Source organism: Roseospira marina (assembly GCF_014197855.1).
Lineage (GTDB): Bacteria > Pseudomonadota > Alphaproteobacteria > Rhodospirillales > Rhodospirillaceae > Rhodospira > Rhodospira marina.
Genome location: NZ_JACIGJ010000020.1, coordinates 1 through 17,838 on the forward strand (window position 1 = coordinate 1; position 17,838 = coordinate 17,838).

The window sequence follows — 17,838 nt, forward strand, 5'->3', positions numbered from 1 at the left end:
GGCCTCCCTGGCAGTCTGTGTCGTGTCGCAACTACCAGTGTGTCAGGCCGTCCCGTTGTCCGCCCCTCCCCGATTTTCCGTCATGAACCTTTTTTTTTTGATCCACCCCTGCCACGCCGGGCGTTTTTTCCGGCACGCTGGCGATGGAAGGCTGCCAAACGGTCCGCCCCTGTTGCCCCGCGACCGCGCCTATTATAAGGAAGGACCCAATGCCGGACGTGGGCTGCCCACGTGCATCGGCGCCGTGTTTGTTTGGAAGGGGATGGCATGCGACGTACGAGAGCTGTCTGCGCGGTCCTGGCCGCGGCCGTTCTGCTTTCAGCCTGTGAATACGCGAACCCGGTCTATGCCGACCGGGCGCCCGGATCGAACCGCAGCGTGATCCGCGACCTCAGCAAACCCTACGAACGCGACACCGTGTTCGGTCCCGACGGCGTCGACCTGTTCGGCAGCGGCGACGACCGCCCAGCCGAAGGGGGCGGCGGCATCGGCGTCAACAGCTTCCTGTGGCGGGCCTCGCTGGACACCATCGCCTTCATGCCGCTGACCTCGGCCGATCCGTTCGGTGGCGTCATCATCACGGACTGGTACACGCCCCCGGAATCCCCGGACGAGCGGTTCAAGGTGAACGTCTACATCCTGGCGCGCGCCCTGCGCGCCGACGGGATCGAAGTCTCCGTGTTCAAGCAGCGGCGCCCCCTGCCCGCCGACGGCGGCACCGGCACCAGCACCGGCGCCGGGGGGGGCTGGACCGACATCCCCGTCGAGGAGGCGGTCGGCACCGAGTTGGAGGACACCATCCTCACCCGCGCCCGCCAGCTTCGGATGGCGGCGCTGCGCGACCGGTAGAGCTCAAACCTAAACGTCCCGCCCTCCCCGTTTCACACCATCGCCCCCGCGCGGCGCGGCCGTGCCCGCCGGGCCCCGACCGACGACAAAGGACCACTGGCACATGGCCGCCGCCGAGCGCTATTCCGTCAAGGAGACCGAAGCCCACTGGCAGACGATCTGGGCGGAGCGTGATTGCTTCCGCGCCGTCGAGGACCCCAGCCGCAAGAAATACTACGTGCTGGAGATGTTCCCCTACCCGTCGGGGCGCATCCACATGGGGCACCTGCGCAACTACACCATGGGCGATCTGGTAGCGCGCTTCCGGCGCGCCCGCGGTTTCAACGTGCTGCATCCGATGGGGTGGGACGCCTTTGGCCTGCCGGCGGAGAACGCGGCCATCCAGCGTGGCGTGCATCCGGCCAAGTGGACGCGCGAGAACATCGCGGCCATGCGCGACCAGTTCAAGCCGATGGGCCTGTCGATCGACTGGACGCGCGAGGTCGCGACCTGCGAGCCGGAGTACTACCGCCACGAACAGAAGATGTTCCTGGACTTCTTCAAGGCGGATCTGGCCTACCGCACCGAGGCCTGGGTGAACTGGGACCCGGTCGAGCACACGGTGCTGGCCAACGAGCAGGTCATCGACGGCAAGGGCTGGCGCTCCGGCGCGCCGGTGGAGCGGCGCAAGCTGGCGCAATGGTCGTTCCGCATCACCCGCTACGCTGACGAACTGCTGGGCGCAATCGCGGACCTGGAGCGCTGGCCGGACAAGGTCCGCACCATGCAGACCAACTGGATCGGCCGCTCCGAAGGTGCGTTCCTGACCTGGCCGCTGGCCGGGCGCGAGGATGCGCTGAAGGTGTTCACGACCCGGCCGGATACGCTCTATGGCGCCTCGTTCTGCGCCATCTCGCCGAACCATCCGCTGGCCGCCGAACTGGCCGAGGCCAACCCCGCGCTGAAGGACTTCATCGCCGACTGCGCCCGCATCGGCACCAGCGAGGAGGCGATCGAGACCGCCGAGAAGAAGGGCTTCGACACCGGCCTGCGGGCCGTGCATCCCTTTGACGAGACCTGGACCGTCCCGGTCTACGTGGCGAACTTCGTGCTGATGGAATACGGCACCGGGGCCATCTTCGGCTGCCCGGCGCACGACCAGCGCGACTTCGACTTCGCCAAGAAGTACGACCTGCCCATCGTCCCCGTGGTCGCGCCCAAGGACGCGGACGTTGCTGCCTTCGGCGCCGATCTGGTGGCGGGGGACGAGGCCTTCGTGGGCGACGGCGTCGCGGTGAACTCGCAGTTCCTCGACGGCCTGTCGGTCACCGACGCCAAGCGCGCCGCCATCGAGAAGGTGGAAAGCCTCGGCAAGGGCGAAGGCACAGTGCAGTTCCGCCTGCGCGACTGGGGTGTGTCCCGCCAGCGCTACTGGGGCTGCCCGATCCCGGTGATCCATTGCGAGTCCTGCGGCATCGTGCCGGTGCCCGACGATCAGCTGCCGGTGACGCTGCCGGAAGACGTCGACTTCTCCGCGCCCGGCAATCCGCTGGACCGGCACCCGACCTGGAAGCATGTGGACTGCCCGACCTGTGGCAAGCCCGCCCGGCGCGAGACCGACACGTTCGACACCTTCATGGAATCGTCGTGGTACTTTGCGCGCTTCTGCTCCCCCTGGAGCGAGACCGAGGCGTTCGACCGCGCGGCGGTGGACTACTGGCTGCCGGTCGATCAGTACATCGGCGGCGTCGAGCACGCGGTGCTGCACCTGCTGTACTCCCGCTTCTTCACGCGGGCGCTGCGCGAGTGCGGCTATGTCGGCCTCGCCGAGCCGTTCGAGGGCCTGTTCACGCAGGGCATGGTCTTGCACGAAACTTACCGGGATCCGGACGGCCAGTGGCTGGAGCCGGCGGAGGTGGAGGCCAGCGACGGCGGCGCCGCCCGCCGCATCGCGGACGGCGCACCGGTCACCGTGGGCCGGCCCGAGAAGATGTCCAAGTCCAAGCGCAACACGGTCGATCCGGAGCGCATCCTGGACACCTACGGCGCCGACGCCGCCCGGTTGTTCATCGTCTCCGACAACCCGCCCGACGGCGATATGGAGTGGTCGGACGCGGGGCTGGAGGGCGCGTGGCGCTACGTCAACCGCATCTGGCGACTGGTCGCGGACCCGCCGATGGCGTTGCCGCCGGTCGGCACGCCGGTGCCGGTGGCCGACCTCGACCGCCCGACGCTGGACCTGTACAAGCGCGCCCATAAGACCATCGCCGGTGTCACCGAAGACCTGGAGCGGTTCCGCTTCAACACCGCCGTCGCGCGCATCCGGGAAATGACCAACGCCCTGCCCGACCTGAAACCGGACGCGCCCGGGGCCGGCGCGGTCGCCCGCTTCGCCCTGGAAACGGCCGTGCGGCTGCTCAACCCGATGGTACCGCATGTGACCGAAGCCGGCTGGGCGCTGCTCGGGCACGATCAGATCCTGGCCGAAAGCGACTGGCCCGAGGCCGACCCGGCGCTGTGCGTGGACGATACCGTGACGCTCGCCGTGCAGGTCAACGGCAAGCTGCGCGGCAATGTGGAGGTGCCGAAAGACTGCCCGAAGGACGACGCCGAGGCCGCCGCCTTGGCGGTGGAGAACGTGCGGCTGCACACCGACGGCAAGACCATCAAGAAGGTCGTCGTGGTGCCGAACCGCATCGTCAACATCGTCGTGGTGGGATGAGCCGGGTCCTACACAGGAGCGGGCGCCGCGCCCTGCTGACCGCGTCCGGACGGGCGCTGGCAGGAGCGGCGGCGTTCGGCGCCGCTGGCGTCCTGGCCGCCTGCGGCTTCCGGCCAGTGCACGGCGACCGCGGCGTCGGCGGGGGCGCCCTGACCTCGGTCGCGGTGGCCATCATCCCGGAGCGCATGGGCCAGCAGCTGCGCAACGCCCTGCTGCGCCGCCTGCAACCGGGTCCCGAGCCCCAGTACGAAGTGCAGGCAAGCGTTTCGCTGGTGGACCAGGACCTCGGCATCCAGCGGGACGACCGGGCGACCCTGGGGGCCGTGCACGCCACGGCCATCTGGCGCCTTCTGGCGCGCGTCGGAGACGGGCGGCTGCGTCTCGAGGCCGAGGGCGTGGCGCGCGCGGCCGTGACCTACAACATCCTGGAAAATCAGTACGCCACGGAAGCCAACCGCCGGAAGGCCCAGGCCGACATGGCGGAAAGCCTTGCCAGCGATATCGAGGCCCGGTTGATCGCCTATTTTGCCCGTCGTTAGAGTATTTTGCGCCACATCGGAATCACGCAAAATACTCTAAAGTGCTGATATTGGAGCAAATCGTCGTCGCGACCTGTTCCAGATCGCTCGGGATTTGTTCTAGGTCTGGCGCCGCTCTGCCCCCGCCAGCGGCCTTCTCAAGGACGTGCTCCGTTGTCCTCCTCCGCCGCCCCGTCCAGCGCCGCCCCGTCCAACCCCGCCACGCTGGACCCGATCGCCGCCGCCCGCCAGCGCCAGCTGGGGTACACCGCCGCAATCGTCACGTACATCTACTGGGGCCTGTCGCCGGTCCTGTACCACTTTCTCGGCCATGTGCCGCCCTTGGAGGTGATGGCCCACCGCATCGTCTGGGGTCTCGCGCTCGCCCTGCCCCTGGTGGTTTGGTTCGGGCAGACCGACGCCCTGCTGGCGGTGTTGCGCCAGCCGCGCAAGCTCGCCGTGTTCGCCGGCAGCGCGACGGCCATCTCCATCAACTGGCTGACGTTCATCTATGCCACCGGTCACGGGCACAAGCTCGACTCCAGCATGGGCTATTACATCTTCCCGCTGGCGTCCGTGCTGCTGGGTGCGCTCTTCCTAAAAGAACGGCTCAGCCGCTGGCAATGGCTGGCGGTCGGCCTCGCGAGCCTGGGCGTCCTGATGATGCTGATCGGGCTGGGCCGACTGCCCTGGGTGGCTCTGGTGATCGCCGCCAGCTTCGGGATCTATGGGCTCCTGCGCAAGATCGCCCCGGCGGAGTCCCTGGTCGGGTTCACGCTGGAGGTTCTGCTGATCGCGCCGATCGCAATGATCGGGCTGCTCTGGGTCGCGTGGACCGGGACCGGCGCCCTGCCCTACGGGTCGGGCCTGGACATCACGCTGCTGGTCATCTCCGGGCCGTTCACGGCCGTGCCGCTCGTGTTGTTCGCGCTGGGCGCCCGGCGCCTGCCGTTGGGCACACTCGGCATGCTTCAGTACATCAACCCGACCATCCAGTTCGCTATGGCGGTCGCGGTCTACGGGGAGACGTTCACCCTAGGGCACGCCGCGAGCTTCGCGTTGATCTGGACGGCGGTGGCGCTGTTCGCTGGCGAGCCCATGCTGCTGCGGCGGCGCCAACGGCGAGCGTGACCCGGGCCCGCGTCGAGGTCCGTGTGCGTCAGCGTCCGCCGCGCCCATAGCCATCCTCGAACCGGACGATATCGTCCTCGCCCAGATAGCCGCCGGACTGCACCTCGATCAGGTGCAGGGGGATCTTGCCTGGGTTCTCCAGGCGGTGGGTCTGGCCGGCGCTGATATAGGTGGATTGGTTTTCGCTGAGCAGGAACTCCTCGGTATCGCGGGTCACGCGGGCGGTCCCGCTGACCACGATCCAGTGCTCGGCCCGATGGTGATGCATCTGAAGCGACAGCCGCTCGCCCGGCTGCACCACGATGCGCTTGACCTGGAAACGCTCGCCGTGGTCGATGCCGCGATAGGTGCCCCACGGCCGGTGCACGGTGGTGTGCAGGCTGTGCTCCGAGCGGCCCTCGGCCTTCAGACGCTCGACCACTGCCTTGACGTCCTGGGCGCGGTCGCGGTGCGCCACCAGAACGGCGTCATCGGTGGTCACGACGACGACGGAGTCCAGGCCCACCACGGACACCAGCCCATGGTCGGACCACACGAAAGTGTCCTGCGTATCCTCCAGGACCACGTCGCCCTTCACGACGTTGCCGTGATCGTCCCGCGTGCCGACCTCCCAAAGCGAGGACCAGGCGCCGAGATCATTCCATCCCATGGAAACCGGCACCACCGCGCCGTTGCGCGTGCGCTCCATCACCGCGTAGTCGACGGAGTCCGACGGGCAGGCCTCGAACGCCGCCGCGTCCAGGCGGCGGAAGGTCAGGTCCTCGCGGCTGGCCGCTAGGGCCGCCCGGCACGCGGCGACCATCTCCGGATGGGTCGCCTCCAGCTCGGCCAGATAGGTCCGGGCCGGAAACAGGAAAATACCGCTGTTCCAGCGGTAGGAGCCGTCGGCCACATAGCCCTCGGCCGTGGCGCGGTCCGGCTTCTCGACGAACCGGCCCAGGGCCTCCACGCCGGGATAGCCGTCCAGCGGACCGGCCGCCTGGATGTAGCCGTAGCCGGTTTCCGGGGCGTCCGGCTGAATGCCGAAGGTCACCAGACGCCCGGCCGCCGCCGCCGGCGCGGCGGCCTCCACGGCGGCATGGAACGCGGGCACGTCGCGGATGAGATGGTCCGAGGGCATGACCAGGATCAGGGGATCGGCGTCCGCCTCCCCGGCGGCCTCGCAGGCCTCCAGCCGGCACAGCGCGGCCACCGCCACCGCCGGAGCCGTGTTGCGCCCGAACGGCTCCAGCAGGATCCCCGCCGCCGAGCGGCCCCGGGCGCGCAATTGCTCCGCCACGATGAAGCGGTGCTCGTCGTTGCAGATCACCAGGGGCGCCCGGTACCGGCCGCCATGCACCCGCTCGACGGTGTCCTGGAACAGGGTCAGAGGCCCGGCAAAGGGCAGGAACTGCTTCGGATAGCCCGCCCGGGACAGAGGCCACAGCCGCGTGCCCGATCCCCCCGACAGGATCACCGGCGTGATATCGCCCACGGCCTGTGTCGTGCTCATGATCCCCTCGCCCTTTCTTCTGGGTTGTCGTGACCCGTCGTGGTCCGCTCAGGCCGCCGGAAGGTCCACGCCCGCCGCCGCCAGATAGTCCGCGAGTTCGCCCCGCAGCGTAGCCAGGTCGTCCTCGGTCTGCGCCTCGGCCCGCGCGACCAGCACCGCCTGGGTGTTGGAGGCCCGCAGCAGCCACCAGCCGTGCGGCCGGTTGACGCGCACGCCGTCGACCTCGGACATATCCGCGCCCTCAGCCTTCAGCCGCGCGCGCACCGTTTCGATCACCCCGACCTTGGCCTCGTCGGCGCAGTCGAAGCGCAATTCCGGCGTGTTCACCAGCTTCGGCAGGCTTTCATACCACGCCGCCAGTGTGTCCGGCATGTGCGCCACGATCGACAGCAGCCGCACGGCCGCATAGAGCGCATCGTCAAAGCCGTAGTAGCGGTCCGCGAAAAAGATATGACCGCTCATCTCCCCCGCCAGGGGCGCGCCGATCTCGGCCATGCGGGTCTTGATGAGCGAATGCCCGGTGGCGCCCACGACCGGCGTACCGCCCATGGCGGCGATCTGGTCGAACAGAAGCTGGCTGGCCTTCACGTCGGCGATGATGGGCGCGCCCGGTCGTTCCGCCAGCACCTCCTTGGCCAGCAAGACGAGATACTGATCGCCCCACAGGATGTGCCCGTGCCCGTCGATCACGCCCAGCCGATCGCCGTCGCCGTCGAACGCCAGTCCGATGTCGGCGCCGGTCTCGGCAACCTTGGCCTTGATCTGCTCCAGCGTGTGCGGCTCGGTCGGGTCCGGGTGGTGGTTGGGAAAGGTACCATCGATGGCGCCGTTGATGACGCTGTGCGTCCCCGGCAGGGCTTTGACCAAATCCTGGACCACCTCGCCCGCCGCCCCGTTGCCGGGATCCCAGACGACGGTCAACGGACGGCCGCCATCGCGCCAGGCGTCCAGCAGGGCGGCGCGGTAGTCCACGACCACGGCGCTCCGGTCCGTCTCCGCGCCCTCGGCCGGCGGTTCCGCCCAATCCCCGGCGGCGGCGATGGCGCCCAATGTCTGGATGTCGTCGCCGAAGAACGGCCGGCCCGCCATCATCATCTTGAAGCCGTTGTGGCTGGGCGGATTGTGCGAGCCCGTCACCATGATGGCGCCGACCGCATTCAAATGCTTCTGGCCGAAGTACACCAGCGGCGTCGGCCCGCAGCCCAGCCGGGCCACGTCCACCCCGGCCCGACGCAGGCCCGCCACCAGCGCGGCCTCAAGCTCCGGCGAGGACAGACGCCCATCGCGCCCGACGCAGACCGTGCCGCCGTCGTGCGCGCGGCGGACCATGGTGCCGAACGCCCGCCCGATGGCGTGGGCGTCGTCCGCCGACAGCGTGTCGCCGACGATGCCGCGAATGTCGTACTTGCGCAGAACGGTGGGATGAAAGTGATGTCCGCTCATCGGGTCCTCTCGTTGGGCGCGGCCGCCGTCGCGACACCGCGGGGAATTAGAACATTTTGCGCGACATCTCGATCACGCAAAATGCTCTCGACGTGTGACATTGAAGCAAATCGTCGTCGCGATCTGTTCCAGATCGCTCGGGATTTGCTCTAGTCTTTCGCGCCGGCGGGTCGCCCCACATCCAGACGGATGTCGAGCATCGGAACCCCGATCAGACCGTGCGAGAAGTGGCTGGCCAGCACTGTGAAGAACACCGCATCGTTGATCCAGTGGTGATGGATATGGTCGGACTCGGTGCCCTCCGCCACCGCCACCGTGATGGCGTAGTCGCCCGCACTGAGGTAGGGCAACTGGAACCGGAACTCCCCGCTGAAGGTCGCGCCGGCCGGCACCGTCACGGCCTGATCCAGCGTGGTCAGATAGGTGTTGTCGCCGAACAGGTTCTGGCCCAGGCGGTCGCGGATGTAGAACCCGACGATCGGGTTGACGATATCGACCGCCGCCGTGGCGGTCACCCGCAGGATGACCTCCTCGCCGCCGTACAGCGTGGGCAGGGACGCGCCCTCTCGATCCAGCAACGCGACATCGGTAACCGTGGCGCCCTGGTGGCCGTAACTGTCGGCGTTGGGATCGAACTCGAACACCTCCAGCACGTTGGCGTGGTCTGACGCCTTCAGGGCCTCGTGGCGCGGATCCTGAACCCGCCGCGCCGGCGCCGGCCCGTCGGCCTCCACCGGACGGCCGGACCGCTCGCCGCGCGCCTTGCCAATGCGGAAGGTGCCGCCCTCGTCCTGGCTCTCGCTGACGGCGGCCATGTAGTCCTCGCACACCGTCTTCGCCGTGCCGAGCGCGCGCTGGCGCCCGGACTGCAACCACAACACCCGGTCGCACAGTTTGGTCGCGGCCGGAATGTCGTGGGTGACGAATAGGATGGTGCCGTGTTCCTTGAAGCGGTGGATGAAGCGCATGCACTTCTGGGTGAACGCGGCGTCCCCGACCGACAGGATTTCGTCGATGATGAGCACGTCGGCGTCCACGTGCGCCGCGACGGAGAACGCCAGCCGGGCGTACATGCCGCTGGAGTAGAGCTTCACCGGCTGGTGCAGGAAGTCGCCGATCCCCGCGAACGCAATGATCTGGTCCAGGCGGGCGTCGATCTCCGGCTGCGTCAGCCCGAGGATGGAGGCGGCCAGATGGATGTTCTCCAGACCGTTGAACTCCGGATTGAAGCCGGCGCCCAGTTCCAGCAGGGCGGCCACACGCCCATTCACCGCCACGGTCCCGGCGGTGGGCGTCAGCGTGCCGGTGATGATCTGAAGCAGCGTGGACTTGCCCGCCCCGTTGCTGCCGAGAACGCCCAATGTCTCGCCGCGCGGGACCTCCACAGTGATGTCCTCCAGCGCCCAGTACGGGCGGAAGAACTGCTTGCGACCGCGCCACAGCATTTGCAGCAGGCGGTCCTGCGGCCGGTCATAGATCTGATAGCACTTGGACAGGCCCTGGACGGAAATGGCGGGGTCAGACGACATCGGCGAACCCCTTGCGCGTGCGCGAGAACCACCACAGCCCGGCCAGCGCGATGCCCCAGGCCGCCGCCAGATACCCCGCGAGCAGACCGAAGTCCGGCAGGTGGCCGAACAACGCCACGTCGCGAAGCTGCTCGATGATGAAGGTCAGCGGATTCATGTAGATGAAGATGCGAAAGGTCTCCGGCACCGCCTCGATCGGATAGAAGATCGGGCACAGGAACATGGTCACCGTCACCAGCACGCCGACCACCTGATGCAAATCCCGCAGAAAGACGCCGATCGCCGACAGGAACCACGTCAGGCCCAGGATCAGCAGCACATAGGGCGCCAGTACCACCGGCACCAGCACCAGCGTCCAGGGGGGCACGCCGTTGAGGATCACGAAACCCAGCACCAGCATCAGCAGGCTGGCCGCCAGATTGAACAGCGCGCCGCCAGCCGCGACCCAGGGCATCGCCTCCAGCGGGAACACGACCTTCTTGATGTAGGAGGTGTTCTCCAGCATCAGGTTCGGCGCGCGACCCATGACCTCCGCGAAGAAGCGGAACACGATCAGGCCGCAGAACAGGACCAGGGCGAACTCCCCATGGCCCTCGATCTCCGTGCCCCAGCGGGCCTGGAACACCACGCTGAAAATGAAGGTGAACACCCCCAGCATGATGAGCGGATTGAGCAGCGCCCAGGCGAGCCCCAGCAGGGACCCACGATAGGTCTGGGCGATTTCCCGGCGCGTCAGGCGCGCGATCAGCTTGCGGTGGGCGGTGTAGACCAGGAACGGCAGGAGAAGGCGTTTCATCGGAAATCCGCCTCACCCACGCGCCAGGATGGACCGAACCCGGTCCTTGAACGCGTCGGGATCGCACTCCGCCTGCACCCGGGCCAGGGCGTTGGCGCGGATGCTCTCCCACAGGGCCTCGTCCGTGTACAAGCGCGCCAATTGCTCGGCGAAGGCCTGCGCCGTGTCGCCCACCAGCAGGTGCTCGCCGTCGCGCCAGTCCAGCTGCTTCGCGAGCAGCGGCGTCGCGACCACCGGCACGCCCCGCGCCGCCGCCTCGTGGATCTTGTGCGGAATGCCCCCGGCGTAGCGGGTCGGCGCAATGAACACGCGGGCCTGCTCGTAGAGCGGCGTCAGGTCCGGCACCGGCCCCAGCAGGGTCAGGCCCTGCTGCCCGAGCGCGCGCACGCTGGGCGCGTCGCTGCGGCCGGCCACCAGGACCTCGACCACCTTTTCAAGCCGCGCCTGGAACAGCGGCAGAATCTCGCGGTGGAACCACACCAGGGAGTCCACGTTCGGCGTGTCCTCGTCGCGCAGCAGCCCCACGAACAGCAGGCCGCGCCGATCCGCGAACGCCCGCGTGGACGGCGTCGGCGTCAGGCTGTGCCCCAGAACGCGCACATCGGTGTGCCCGGCCGCGCGGAAGTGCGCGGCCTCGCCCTCGGAGACGGACACCACCCGGGCCGCCCCTTGTGCCAGCGCCACCTCCGCGCCGATGGCGGCCTCGGCCCGCTGGATGGCGGCGGCCCCCGCGCCGAAGACGCGGGCCTTGTTCAGGTCGCGGACCGCGAACACGGCCTCGGCGTCGTAGATCACCGTGGCGCGCGGGGTTATGGCCGGTTTGGAGGACGCCAGCGCGGCCTTGTACAGCTCCATATTGTGCGGACGGCTGACCACGATGGTGTCGTAGTAGTCGGCGCGCTCCCGCAGGAACGCCGCCAGCCCGGGCCGGCCCCGGCCCATGGCGACCTCGACGCCCGGCGGCAGCGCCTCGAACGTTTCGGCCCAGTCCTCGTCGGGCTTGTCCATGGGATAGAACGTGACGAACCGGCCGCTCTCCGCCACAGCCTGCAGCAGGGTCCGCGTGCGCGGGAAGCCGGAGCCCAGGTGCGCCATGGGGACGCGGTCATCGAGGATCAGCACCCGCTCGGTCCCGGCGGGCAGGCGGTGGCGCGCCCACAGAATCCGCTCCAGGTTCGGGGCCTCGTGGCGGGCGTCCAGCGCCTCCGCGTGCTTGGCGCGGAACAGAGCGTGGTTCTTGCGTTGCTGGGCGATGGCGGCCTCGCTCTTGCCCGCGCTGCCGAACTCGTAGTGATCGATGACGACCAGGGGCTCAAACACGACCCGCAGACCGGCGGCCCACAGCCGCATGCAGAAATCCGCCTCTTCGTAATAGGCCGGCGCATACGCCTCGTCGAACCCGCCGAGATCGTTGAACGTGCCGCGCCGGAACAGCAGGAACGCGCCGGAGCAGTAGTCCACATCGCGGCGGAACATGGCCTCGCCAGCCTCCGGCGGCAGATCGCGGGCGTAGCCCAGGCAGCTTCCGTCCGACCAGATCAGGCTGCCGGCCTCCTGCAGGCGTCCGTTGGGCAGCACGATGCGGCCGCCCACCGCGCCCACGGTGGCGTCGGACTCCAGCGTCGCCACCGCCGCCGCCAGACTGCCCGGCCGCAGGATGGCATCGTTGTTGAGCAGCAGCACATGCTCGCCCGTCGCGGCGGCCACGGCCTGGTTCACCGCCTTGAGGAAGCCGACGTTGTCGGTGTTGCGGATCACGCGGGCCCCGTCCACCCGCTCCAGCAGGGCGCCGGTCTCGTCCGTCGAGGCGTTGTTGACGATCACGACCTCCAGCGGCACGCCGAACTCGGTCTCCAGACCGCGCAGGCAAGCCAGCGTCAGGGCGGCCTGATTCCAGAGCACGAGGACGACACTGACGGACGGCCGCGCGGACGACGGCAGGCGCACCCGGCCCTCGCCCTCCAGCAGCGCCCGCAGGTCCGCGTCCGTACGCTGGCGCAGGGCCTCCTTGGCCGCCGACAGGTCCGGCACGGCGGGCACGGCACCCGCACCCCGCATCCGGCGCACCAGATCGGCGCGGGCGCGCAGGATCGCCTCGCCACCCGGCACGCGATGCAGCACGCGCAGGATCAAGGCCTTGGCGTAGCCACGCACGGCGCCCCCCCCCGCCAGCGTGCGAAGCGGCGCGGTCAGTTTCCAGGAGCTGGAGCGCAAGACCGCATTCAGGTCTCCGCGCACCGCGTCCAGTTCGACCTGCAAGCGCTCCACCTCGGCGCCGCGCTGGGCCACATCGAATTCAAGCTGGCGCACATACGGCCCGACATCCTCATACGCCCGCCGCAGTGCGCCGGTCATCGTGTCCACGGTGACGTTCAGCGAGGATTGCAGCCGATACTGGGACTCCGCCTGCGTCTCCAGGCGCGCGTTCAGCCACGTGATGCGGTCCTCCAGAACCCGCCCGCTGGCGGCGTTCTGCAACCCGTCACCCATGGCCTGGAAGAACTGCCGTACCGCTGCGGCCTCATCCTCCGGCAGGCCGGTCAGCCACTGAATCGCCGGGGGTGGTGCCGTGCCGACGGCCAGAACGCCAAGGCCGCTGGAATGGGTGAACGTGAACGACGGGTACCGGTCCGTCAGCTCCTGCCACAGGCGCCAGACGCCGAAATCACTGTGATACTCGCTGATGTCATGAAACAGCATGACGCCGGCCGCGCTCATCTTCGGCAGAAACGTCTCGAAGTCGTCGCGGGCGGCGTCGTAGGTGTGCAGCCCGTCGATGTGCACGATGTCCAGGCTTCCGGGCGCGAAGTCCCGGGCCGCGTCGGCGAACAGCGCCCGCACCAGGGTCGAAAAGGCGTCGTAGCGGGGATCGTGGTGCGCCCGCAGCGTGCCCAGGATGACGTCGCCGTAGTGCCCGGCGTGTTCATCCCCTTGCCATGTATCCACCCCCCAGAGCCGTGTCGGCAGCCCGTGGGCAACGATTGTCTCGCAGAAGGTGCAGTAGGAATCGCCCCGGTGGACGCCCAACTCGACCAGCGTATTCGGGCGCGTCTGGGTCAGGAGCCAGCGGGCGAACGGAATATGGCCCTGCCACGCCCGCGTCTCGCGGCTCTGCCACAGCGGCGGCAGCGGCAGCGTCCGGACCACGTCGAAGGGAAACAGCCCCTCGGGGCCCGGAGCGACGGTCTCGGTCGACGCAGTCGGCTGGACAATGGACATGCTCAGGATCCTCGGTTCGAAATCGGGCGCGCCGCCGGCCCCCCGACGCGAGACACGACCGGGCGCGGCGCCCGGTCCGGAGAGAGTGGCCGCAGGAGGGCGACTCAGCGCCGCTCCAGCCACGGAAACGGGGAGCGCGGCGCGGTGCGTCGGACGAACCCCGGCAAGGCCGGCTCGAACGCCAGACCGTGCCACGGATCCTCGCACACCGACGGCCCCCAGCGCTCCCGCAGCAGGCGCTCCTCGCGCAGGGCCCGCTCCCGCTTGCTGGTCATGCGGTCGTCGCCCCGGCTGACGGATTCATGGTGGTACAGACGCGCCCACGGCGTCCAAACATTGGAATAGCCAGCGCCGGCCAGTCGCAGGCACAGGTCGACATCGTTGAACGTGACCTCGAACGCCTCGTCAAAGCCGCCCACCGCGCGGAACGCCTCGGCGCGGATCACCAGACACGCCGCCGTGACGGCGCTGACCGGGCGCTCGGTCGCACCGGGGCCCGTGGCCACCCAGGCGTCGTCCATCAGCAGGCCCATGTGATCGGCGATCCCGTGGCCCGCGCCCAGCATCACCCCGGCGTGCTGGATGCGACCGTCCGGGTAGTACAACAGCGCCCCGACCGCGCCCACCTCCGGGCGCAGGGCCTGGGCGACCATCTCGCGCAGCCAGTCGGCATGAAGGACCTCGGTATCGTTGTTCAGGAACGCCAGAACGTCACCCGTGGCCACGCCGGCCGCCAGATTGTTCAAGCGGGCGAAGTTGAACGGCGCGTCGATCGGCATCACCCGCACGTCCGCCGCTTGCCCGATGGCGTCCAGATAGGCCAGCGTCTCCGGCTCGCGGCTGCGATTGTCGATGATGATGATGTCCAACGCCGGATAGTCCGTGTCGGTCCGCAGGCCGTCGACAATCCGGCGCAGGTAATCGACCTTGTCGTGGGTCGGGATGATGACCGTGACGGAGGGCCAGCAGGCCGGCTCCGGCACGACGCGGCGCAGGCCCGGCGCGACCGCGTGCACGGTGGCCGGACGCCCCCGCCGCACCATCGCGGCGGCCACCGCCGCCCGCTCGTCGGCATCGCGGTCCGGATCCGGACGCGGATCGCCCGGGTGGTCGAACAGCGCTTCCGCGATATGGCGGATGGTGTCGGTCCGCGCCATTTCGCTGGCCCGCACGGCATGAGCATAGAACCACGCCGGTCCGGCCCCGGGATCGCTGGTGGCGCAGGCGTTCACCGCAACCGTGCTGCGCATCACCTTGAGCGCACCGAACACGTCGCGGGTCAGGGCGTAATGCCGATCCCACGGCGGCTTGCACAGCAGCGGCGTGACCGCGATACCGCCGGCGCGCGCCGTTTCGTCGGCGAACACCATGTCGGTGGCGGGCAGATCGCGAAACATCTGGTCAATCCGGGCCAAGGCCACCGGCGACAGGCGCCCGGCGCGATCCACCAGCACGGTGACCGGCGCCGCGTCCGGATCGAGCACCGTATGCAGCCGCTCCGGCCGCACCGCCACGCAGGGACCGAGAACGCGGGGATCCACGGCACTGTAATGCGCCAGCGCCGCGACCATCCCCGCCTCGGGATCGGGCGTCCCCTCCCGCCGGACAACGACGAGCGTCCAGTCCGGAAACGCCTGGGCGCGCAGGCTGTCGACAAAGGCGGCCAGCGCATCCGCGTCCGGCAGCGCGTGGACGTCCAGAACAAGGCGCATGGCATGGCGCGCCGCGACCGGCGGCAGGGCATCCACGGCGGCCCGGCGCGCGGCATCGCACGTCACGGCCGTCCGCCACGCGGTCAGGCCGCCGTCTGGCTCCGGCGCGACGGATGGTGACTCGGCGGACGAGTCCGAAAACTGAAACATGTGAGGCATGCAGACGACTTCCGGGAGGCCCTATCCAATCCTGCGGGTCCGATCCTGTGGGTCCCCAATCCCGCGGGCCCAAGAACTGGACGTCCCGTCGCTCGGATCCGGTCGCGCGACGGCTCGGGGCTTCCGACGGCACGCCACGCCGCGCACGGGATCGGCCGGGCGGTCGCGCGGTCCCGTGTTATACGGCCCGGCGCCCGCGCTCGCAAGCCGACGATGCCGGGGGCGCGGCCAGGGACGAAACCCGCCCCGAACGGCCCATGCTCGGGGACGGCGCGTTCGCTTAAGAGGGCGCCGCCGCACCGGAGGGCTCAAACGGCCCCACCTTCTTCACCGTGCGGAGCGTGAAGCTCGATTGCAGGCGCGCCACCCCGGGCAGGCGGGACAGGTCGCGGCGGTGGATGCGTTCAAAATCCGGCAAATCGGCCGCCGCCACCTTGACGAGGTAGTCGGCCTCACCCGACATGAGGTGGCATTCCGTGATGTCCGGGCAGCCGGCGACGGCGGCTTCGAACGCGGCCATCGCGTCCTCGGTCTGGCGCTCCAAGGCGACGTGCACGAATACGACGGTACCGCGCCCGACCGCGTCCGGCTCCACCACCGCCGTGTAGCCGAGGATCACCCCGGCCGCTTCAAGCCGGCCGACCCGCCGATGGCAGGCCGACGGAGACAGATGAACCCGGGCGGCGAGATCCTGGTTGGTTATGCGGCCGTCCGCCTGGAGGAAGGTAAGGATGCGATAATCCGTCGCATCCATAGCGATATATGGTGAACTCTTCGCCATACAGGTCCTTTCGGGCGAAACTGTTGCGCAGAAAAGCCGCACATGGCCACCCTTTGCAAGCACATTCGACGCCCGAACCGGTATACTTTGGCTGATAATTGGTCTTAATAAGGGAGTCGGCCATATGCGGATTGGTGTGCCCAAGGAAATCAAGCCCCAGGAGTTCCGGGTCGGCATGACGCCGGACGGCGCCCACGAACTGACGACGCACGGCCACGAAGTCGTCGTGGAAAGCGGGGCCGGCGTCGGCATCGACGCCAGCGACGCGGCCTATGAGGCCGCCGGCGCGCGCGTCCTTCCGGATGCGGCGGCCGTGTTCGATACCGCCGAGTTGATCGTCAAGGTCAAGGAGCCGCTGGCCGTGGAGCGGGCCCGCCTGCGCCCGGACCACGTCCTGTTCACGTATCTGCATCTTGCGCCGGACGTGCCGCAGACCCGCGAGCTAGTGGCCTCCGGCGCCACATGCATCGCCTACGAGACCATCACCGACGCCACGGGCGGTCTTCCGCTGCTGAAGCCGATGTCACAGGTGGCCGGTCGCCTTTCAGTGCAGGCCGGCGCACAGGCGCTGGAGCGCGCCCACGGTGGCCGGGGCTTGCTCATGGGCGGCGTACCGGGCGTGGCACCGGCGCGCGTGGCCGTGATCGGCGGCGGCGTGGTCGGCGAGAACGCCATTCAGGTGGCGCTGGGCCTGGGTGCGGATGTTGCCGTTCTGGACCGCAACCCGTTGGTGTTGGAGCGGCTGGCGCATCGCTTCGGCCCGGCGCTGACCACGCTCTTCTCCTCCAAGGCGGTGCTTGAACAGGCGGTGCTCGACGCGGACGTCGTCATCGGCGCTGTGCTGATCGCCGGGGCGGACACGCCGAAGCTGGTGACCCGCGACATGGTCTCGCGCATGAAACAGGGCGCGGCACTGGTGGACGTCGCCATTGACCAGGGCGGCTGCTTCGAAACCAGCCACCCGACGACGCACCAGGAGCCGACGTACATCGTGGACGGCACCGTGCATTACTGCGTCGCCAACATGCCGGGCTGCGTGCCCAACACGTCGACCTACGCCCTGACCAACGCCACCCTGCCGTATGTGCTCCGCTTGGCGAATCTGGGCTGGCGCGCGGCGCTCCAAGCCGACCCGCACTTCCGGCGCGGCCTAAACGTGGCCAACGGCCGGATCACCTGCCAGCCGGTCGCCGAAGCCCAGGGCCTGCCGTTCCTCGCGGCGGAGGAAGCGCTGGCCGCCTAAAACATATCGCGCCAAAACGGTATCGCTGTTGGATGCCGGTTTGGCGCGTGAATCGGCTCTCCCTTGAAGGATCGGCTCTAGGCCACGGGGGCGCCCCTCCGCCCCAATATCGAAACCTGATACCAAGCTGAGGTGAGGCCAACGCACCTCAGCTTGGCAAGGCCGACCGGCCGTCGCGCCTTATGGCGCGAAAAACACGGCGGCGATGAGTCAGGCTCATCGCCGCCTGGTATGAGTCCCCGATCTCGCGCCGTCAGTTCCCCGG

General features: G+C 69.0%; 12 protein-coding genes. 5 read left to right on the plus strand and 7 right to left on the minus strand.

The window, feature by feature from the left end; translation table 11 throughout:
- Nucleotides 1-267: 267 nt before the first annotated feature.
- The 4 genes from GGD82_RS17960 to rarD all read left to right on the plus strand — a co-directional run bounded on the left by GGD82_RS17960 (nt 268) and on the right by rarD (nt 5,199).
- Nucleotides 268-849: a DUF3576 domain-containing protein gene (locus GGD82_RS17960; RefSeq protein ID WP_150063734.1), complete on the plus strand. Its 582-nt coding sequence runs from the start codon at nt 268-270 to the stop codon at nt 847-849.
- A 103-nt stretch (nt 850-952) separates the two neighbouring features.
- Nucleotides 953-3,550, plus strand: a complete 2,598-nt coding sequence (gene leuS, locus GGD82_RS17965; RefSeq protein WP_150063733.1) for a leucine--tRNA ligase — start codon at nt 953-955, stop codon at nt 3,548-3,550.
- Nucleotides 3,547-4,089, plus strand: coding sequence for an LPS assembly lipoprotein LptE (lptE, locus tag GGD82_RS17970; protein WP_150063732.1), 543 nt, complete (start codon nt 3,547-3,549; stop codon nt 4,087-4,089). The genes leuS and lptE overlap by 4 nt, the downstream gene beginning before the upstream one ends.
- 153 nt (nt 4,090-4,242) lie before the next feature.
- Complete coding sequence (gene rarD / locus GGD82_RS17975; protein WP_170284433.1) at nt 4,243-5,199, plus strand: EamA family transporter RarD; 957 nt, start codon at nt 4,243-4,245, stop codon at nt 5,197-5,199.
- 28 nt (nt 5,200-5,227) lie between these two features.
- On the opposite strand, the gene GGD82_RS17980 is transcribed toward rarD, so the two are convergent.
- The 7 genes from GGD82_RS17980 to GGD82_RS18010 all read right to left on the minus strand — a co-directional run bounded on the left by GGD82_RS17980 (nt 5,228) and on the right by GGD82_RS18010 (nt 16,330).
- Nucleotides 5,228-6,691, minus strand: a complete 1,464-nt coding sequence (locus GGD82_RS17980; RefSeq protein ID WP_150063730.1) for a mannose-1-phosphate guanylyltransferase/mannose-6-phosphate isomerase — start codon at nt 6,689-6,691, stop codon at nt 5,228-5,230.
- Nucleotides 6,692-6,739: 48 nt separating this feature from the next.
- Nucleotides 6,740-8,134, minus strand: a complete 1,395-nt coding sequence (gene pgmG / locus GGD82_RS17985; RefSeq protein ID WP_150063729.1) for a phosphoglucomutase/phosphomannomutase PgmG — start codon at nt 8,132-8,134, stop codon at nt 6,740-6,742.
- Nucleotides 8,135-8,283: 149 nt separating this feature from the next.
- Nucleotides 8,284-9,663, minus strand: a complete 1,380-nt coding sequence (locus GGD82_RS17990; RefSeq protein ID WP_150063728.1) for an ABC transporter ATP-binding protein — start codon at nt 9,661-9,663, stop codon at nt 8,284-8,286.
- Nucleotides 9,653-10,459, minus strand: coding sequence for an ABC transporter permease (locus GGD82_RS17995; RefSeq protein ID WP_150063727.1), 807 nt, complete (start codon nt 10,457-10,459; stop codon nt 9,653-9,655). Before GGD82_RS17995 ends, GGD82_RS17990 begins: the two co-directional genes overlap by 11 nt.
- Before the next feature lie 12 nt (nt 10,460-10,471).
- On the minus strand, nt 10,472-13,678 hold the full coding sequence (locus GGD82_RS18000) for a class I SAM-dependent methyltransferase (RefSeq protein ID WP_150063726.1): 3,207 nt from the start codon (nt 13,676-13,678) through the stop codon (nt 10,472-10,474).
- Nucleotides 13,679-13,782: 104 nt separating this feature from the next.
- Nucleotides 13,783-15,549, minus strand: a complete 1,767-nt coding sequence (locus GGD82_RS18005) for a glycosyltransferase family 2 protein (protein WP_150063725.1) — start codon at nt 15,547-15,549, stop codon at nt 13,783-13,785.
- Nucleotides 15,550-15,829: 280 nt separating this feature from the next.
- Nucleotides 15,830-16,330, minus strand: coding sequence for an Lrp/AsnC family transcriptional regulator (locus GGD82_RS18010; RefSeq protein ID WP_170284432.1), 501 nt, complete (start codon nt 16,328-16,330; stop codon nt 15,830-15,832).
- A 124-nt stretch (nt 16,331-16,454) separates the two neighbouring features.
- Between GGD82_RS18010 and ald the strand changes: the two genes are divergently transcribed.
- Nucleotides 16,455-17,573, plus strand: a complete 1,119-nt coding sequence (ald, locus tag GGD82_RS18015; protein WP_150063724.1) for an alanine dehydrogenase — start codon at nt 16,455-16,457, stop codon at nt 17,571-17,573.
- Nucleotides 17,574-17,838: the final 265 nt, after the last annotated feature.

What these genes read in the sequence shown, in the direction of transcription:
- GGD82_RS17960 (WP_150063734.1), top strand. Translation starts at nt 268, where the DNA reads ATGCGACGTACGAGAGCTGTCTGCGCGGTCCTGGCCGCGGCCGTTCTG.
- leuS (WP_150063733.1), top strand. Translation starts at nt 953, where the DNA reads ATGGCCGCCGCCGAGCGCTATTCCGTCAAGGAGACCGAAGCCCACTGG.
- lptE (WP_150063732.1), top strand. Translation starts at nt 3,547, where the DNA reads ATGAGCCGGGTCCTACACAGGAGCGGGCGCCGCGCCCTGCTGACCGCG.
- GGD82_RS17980 (WP_150063730.1), bottom strand. Translation starts at nt 6,691, where the DNA reads ATGAGCACGACACAGGCCGTGGGCGATATCACGCCGGTGATCCTGTCG.
- pgmG (WP_150063729.1), bottom strand. Translation starts at nt 8,134, where the DNA reads ATGAGCGGACATCACTTTCATCCCACCGTTCTGCGCAAGTACGACATT.
- GGD82_RS17990 (WP_150063728.1), bottom strand. Translation starts at nt 9,663, where the DNA reads ATGTCGTCTGACCCCGCCATTTCCGTCCAGGGCCTGTCCAAGTGCTAT.
- GGD82_RS17995 (WP_150063727.1), bottom strand. Translation starts at nt 10,459, where the DNA reads ATGAAACGCCTTCTCCTGCCGTTCCTGGTCTACACCGCCCACCGCAAG.
- GGD82_RS18000 (WP_150063726.1), bottom strand. Translation starts at nt 13,678, where the DNA reads ATGTCCATTGTCCAGCCGACTGCGTCGACCGAGACCGTCGCTCCGGGC.
- GGD82_RS18005 (WP_150063725.1), bottom strand. Translation starts at nt 15,549, where the DNA reads ATGCCTCACATGTTTCAGTTTTCGGACTCGTCCGCCGAGTCACCATCC.
- GGD82_RS18010 (WP_170284432.1), bottom strand. Translation starts at nt 16,330, where the DNA reads ATGGCGAAGAGTTCACCATATATCGCTATGGATGCGACGGATTATCGC.
- ald (WP_150063724.1), top strand. Translation starts at nt 16,455, where the DNA reads ATGCGGATTGGTGTGCCCAAGGAAATCAAGCCCCAGGAGTTCCGGGTC.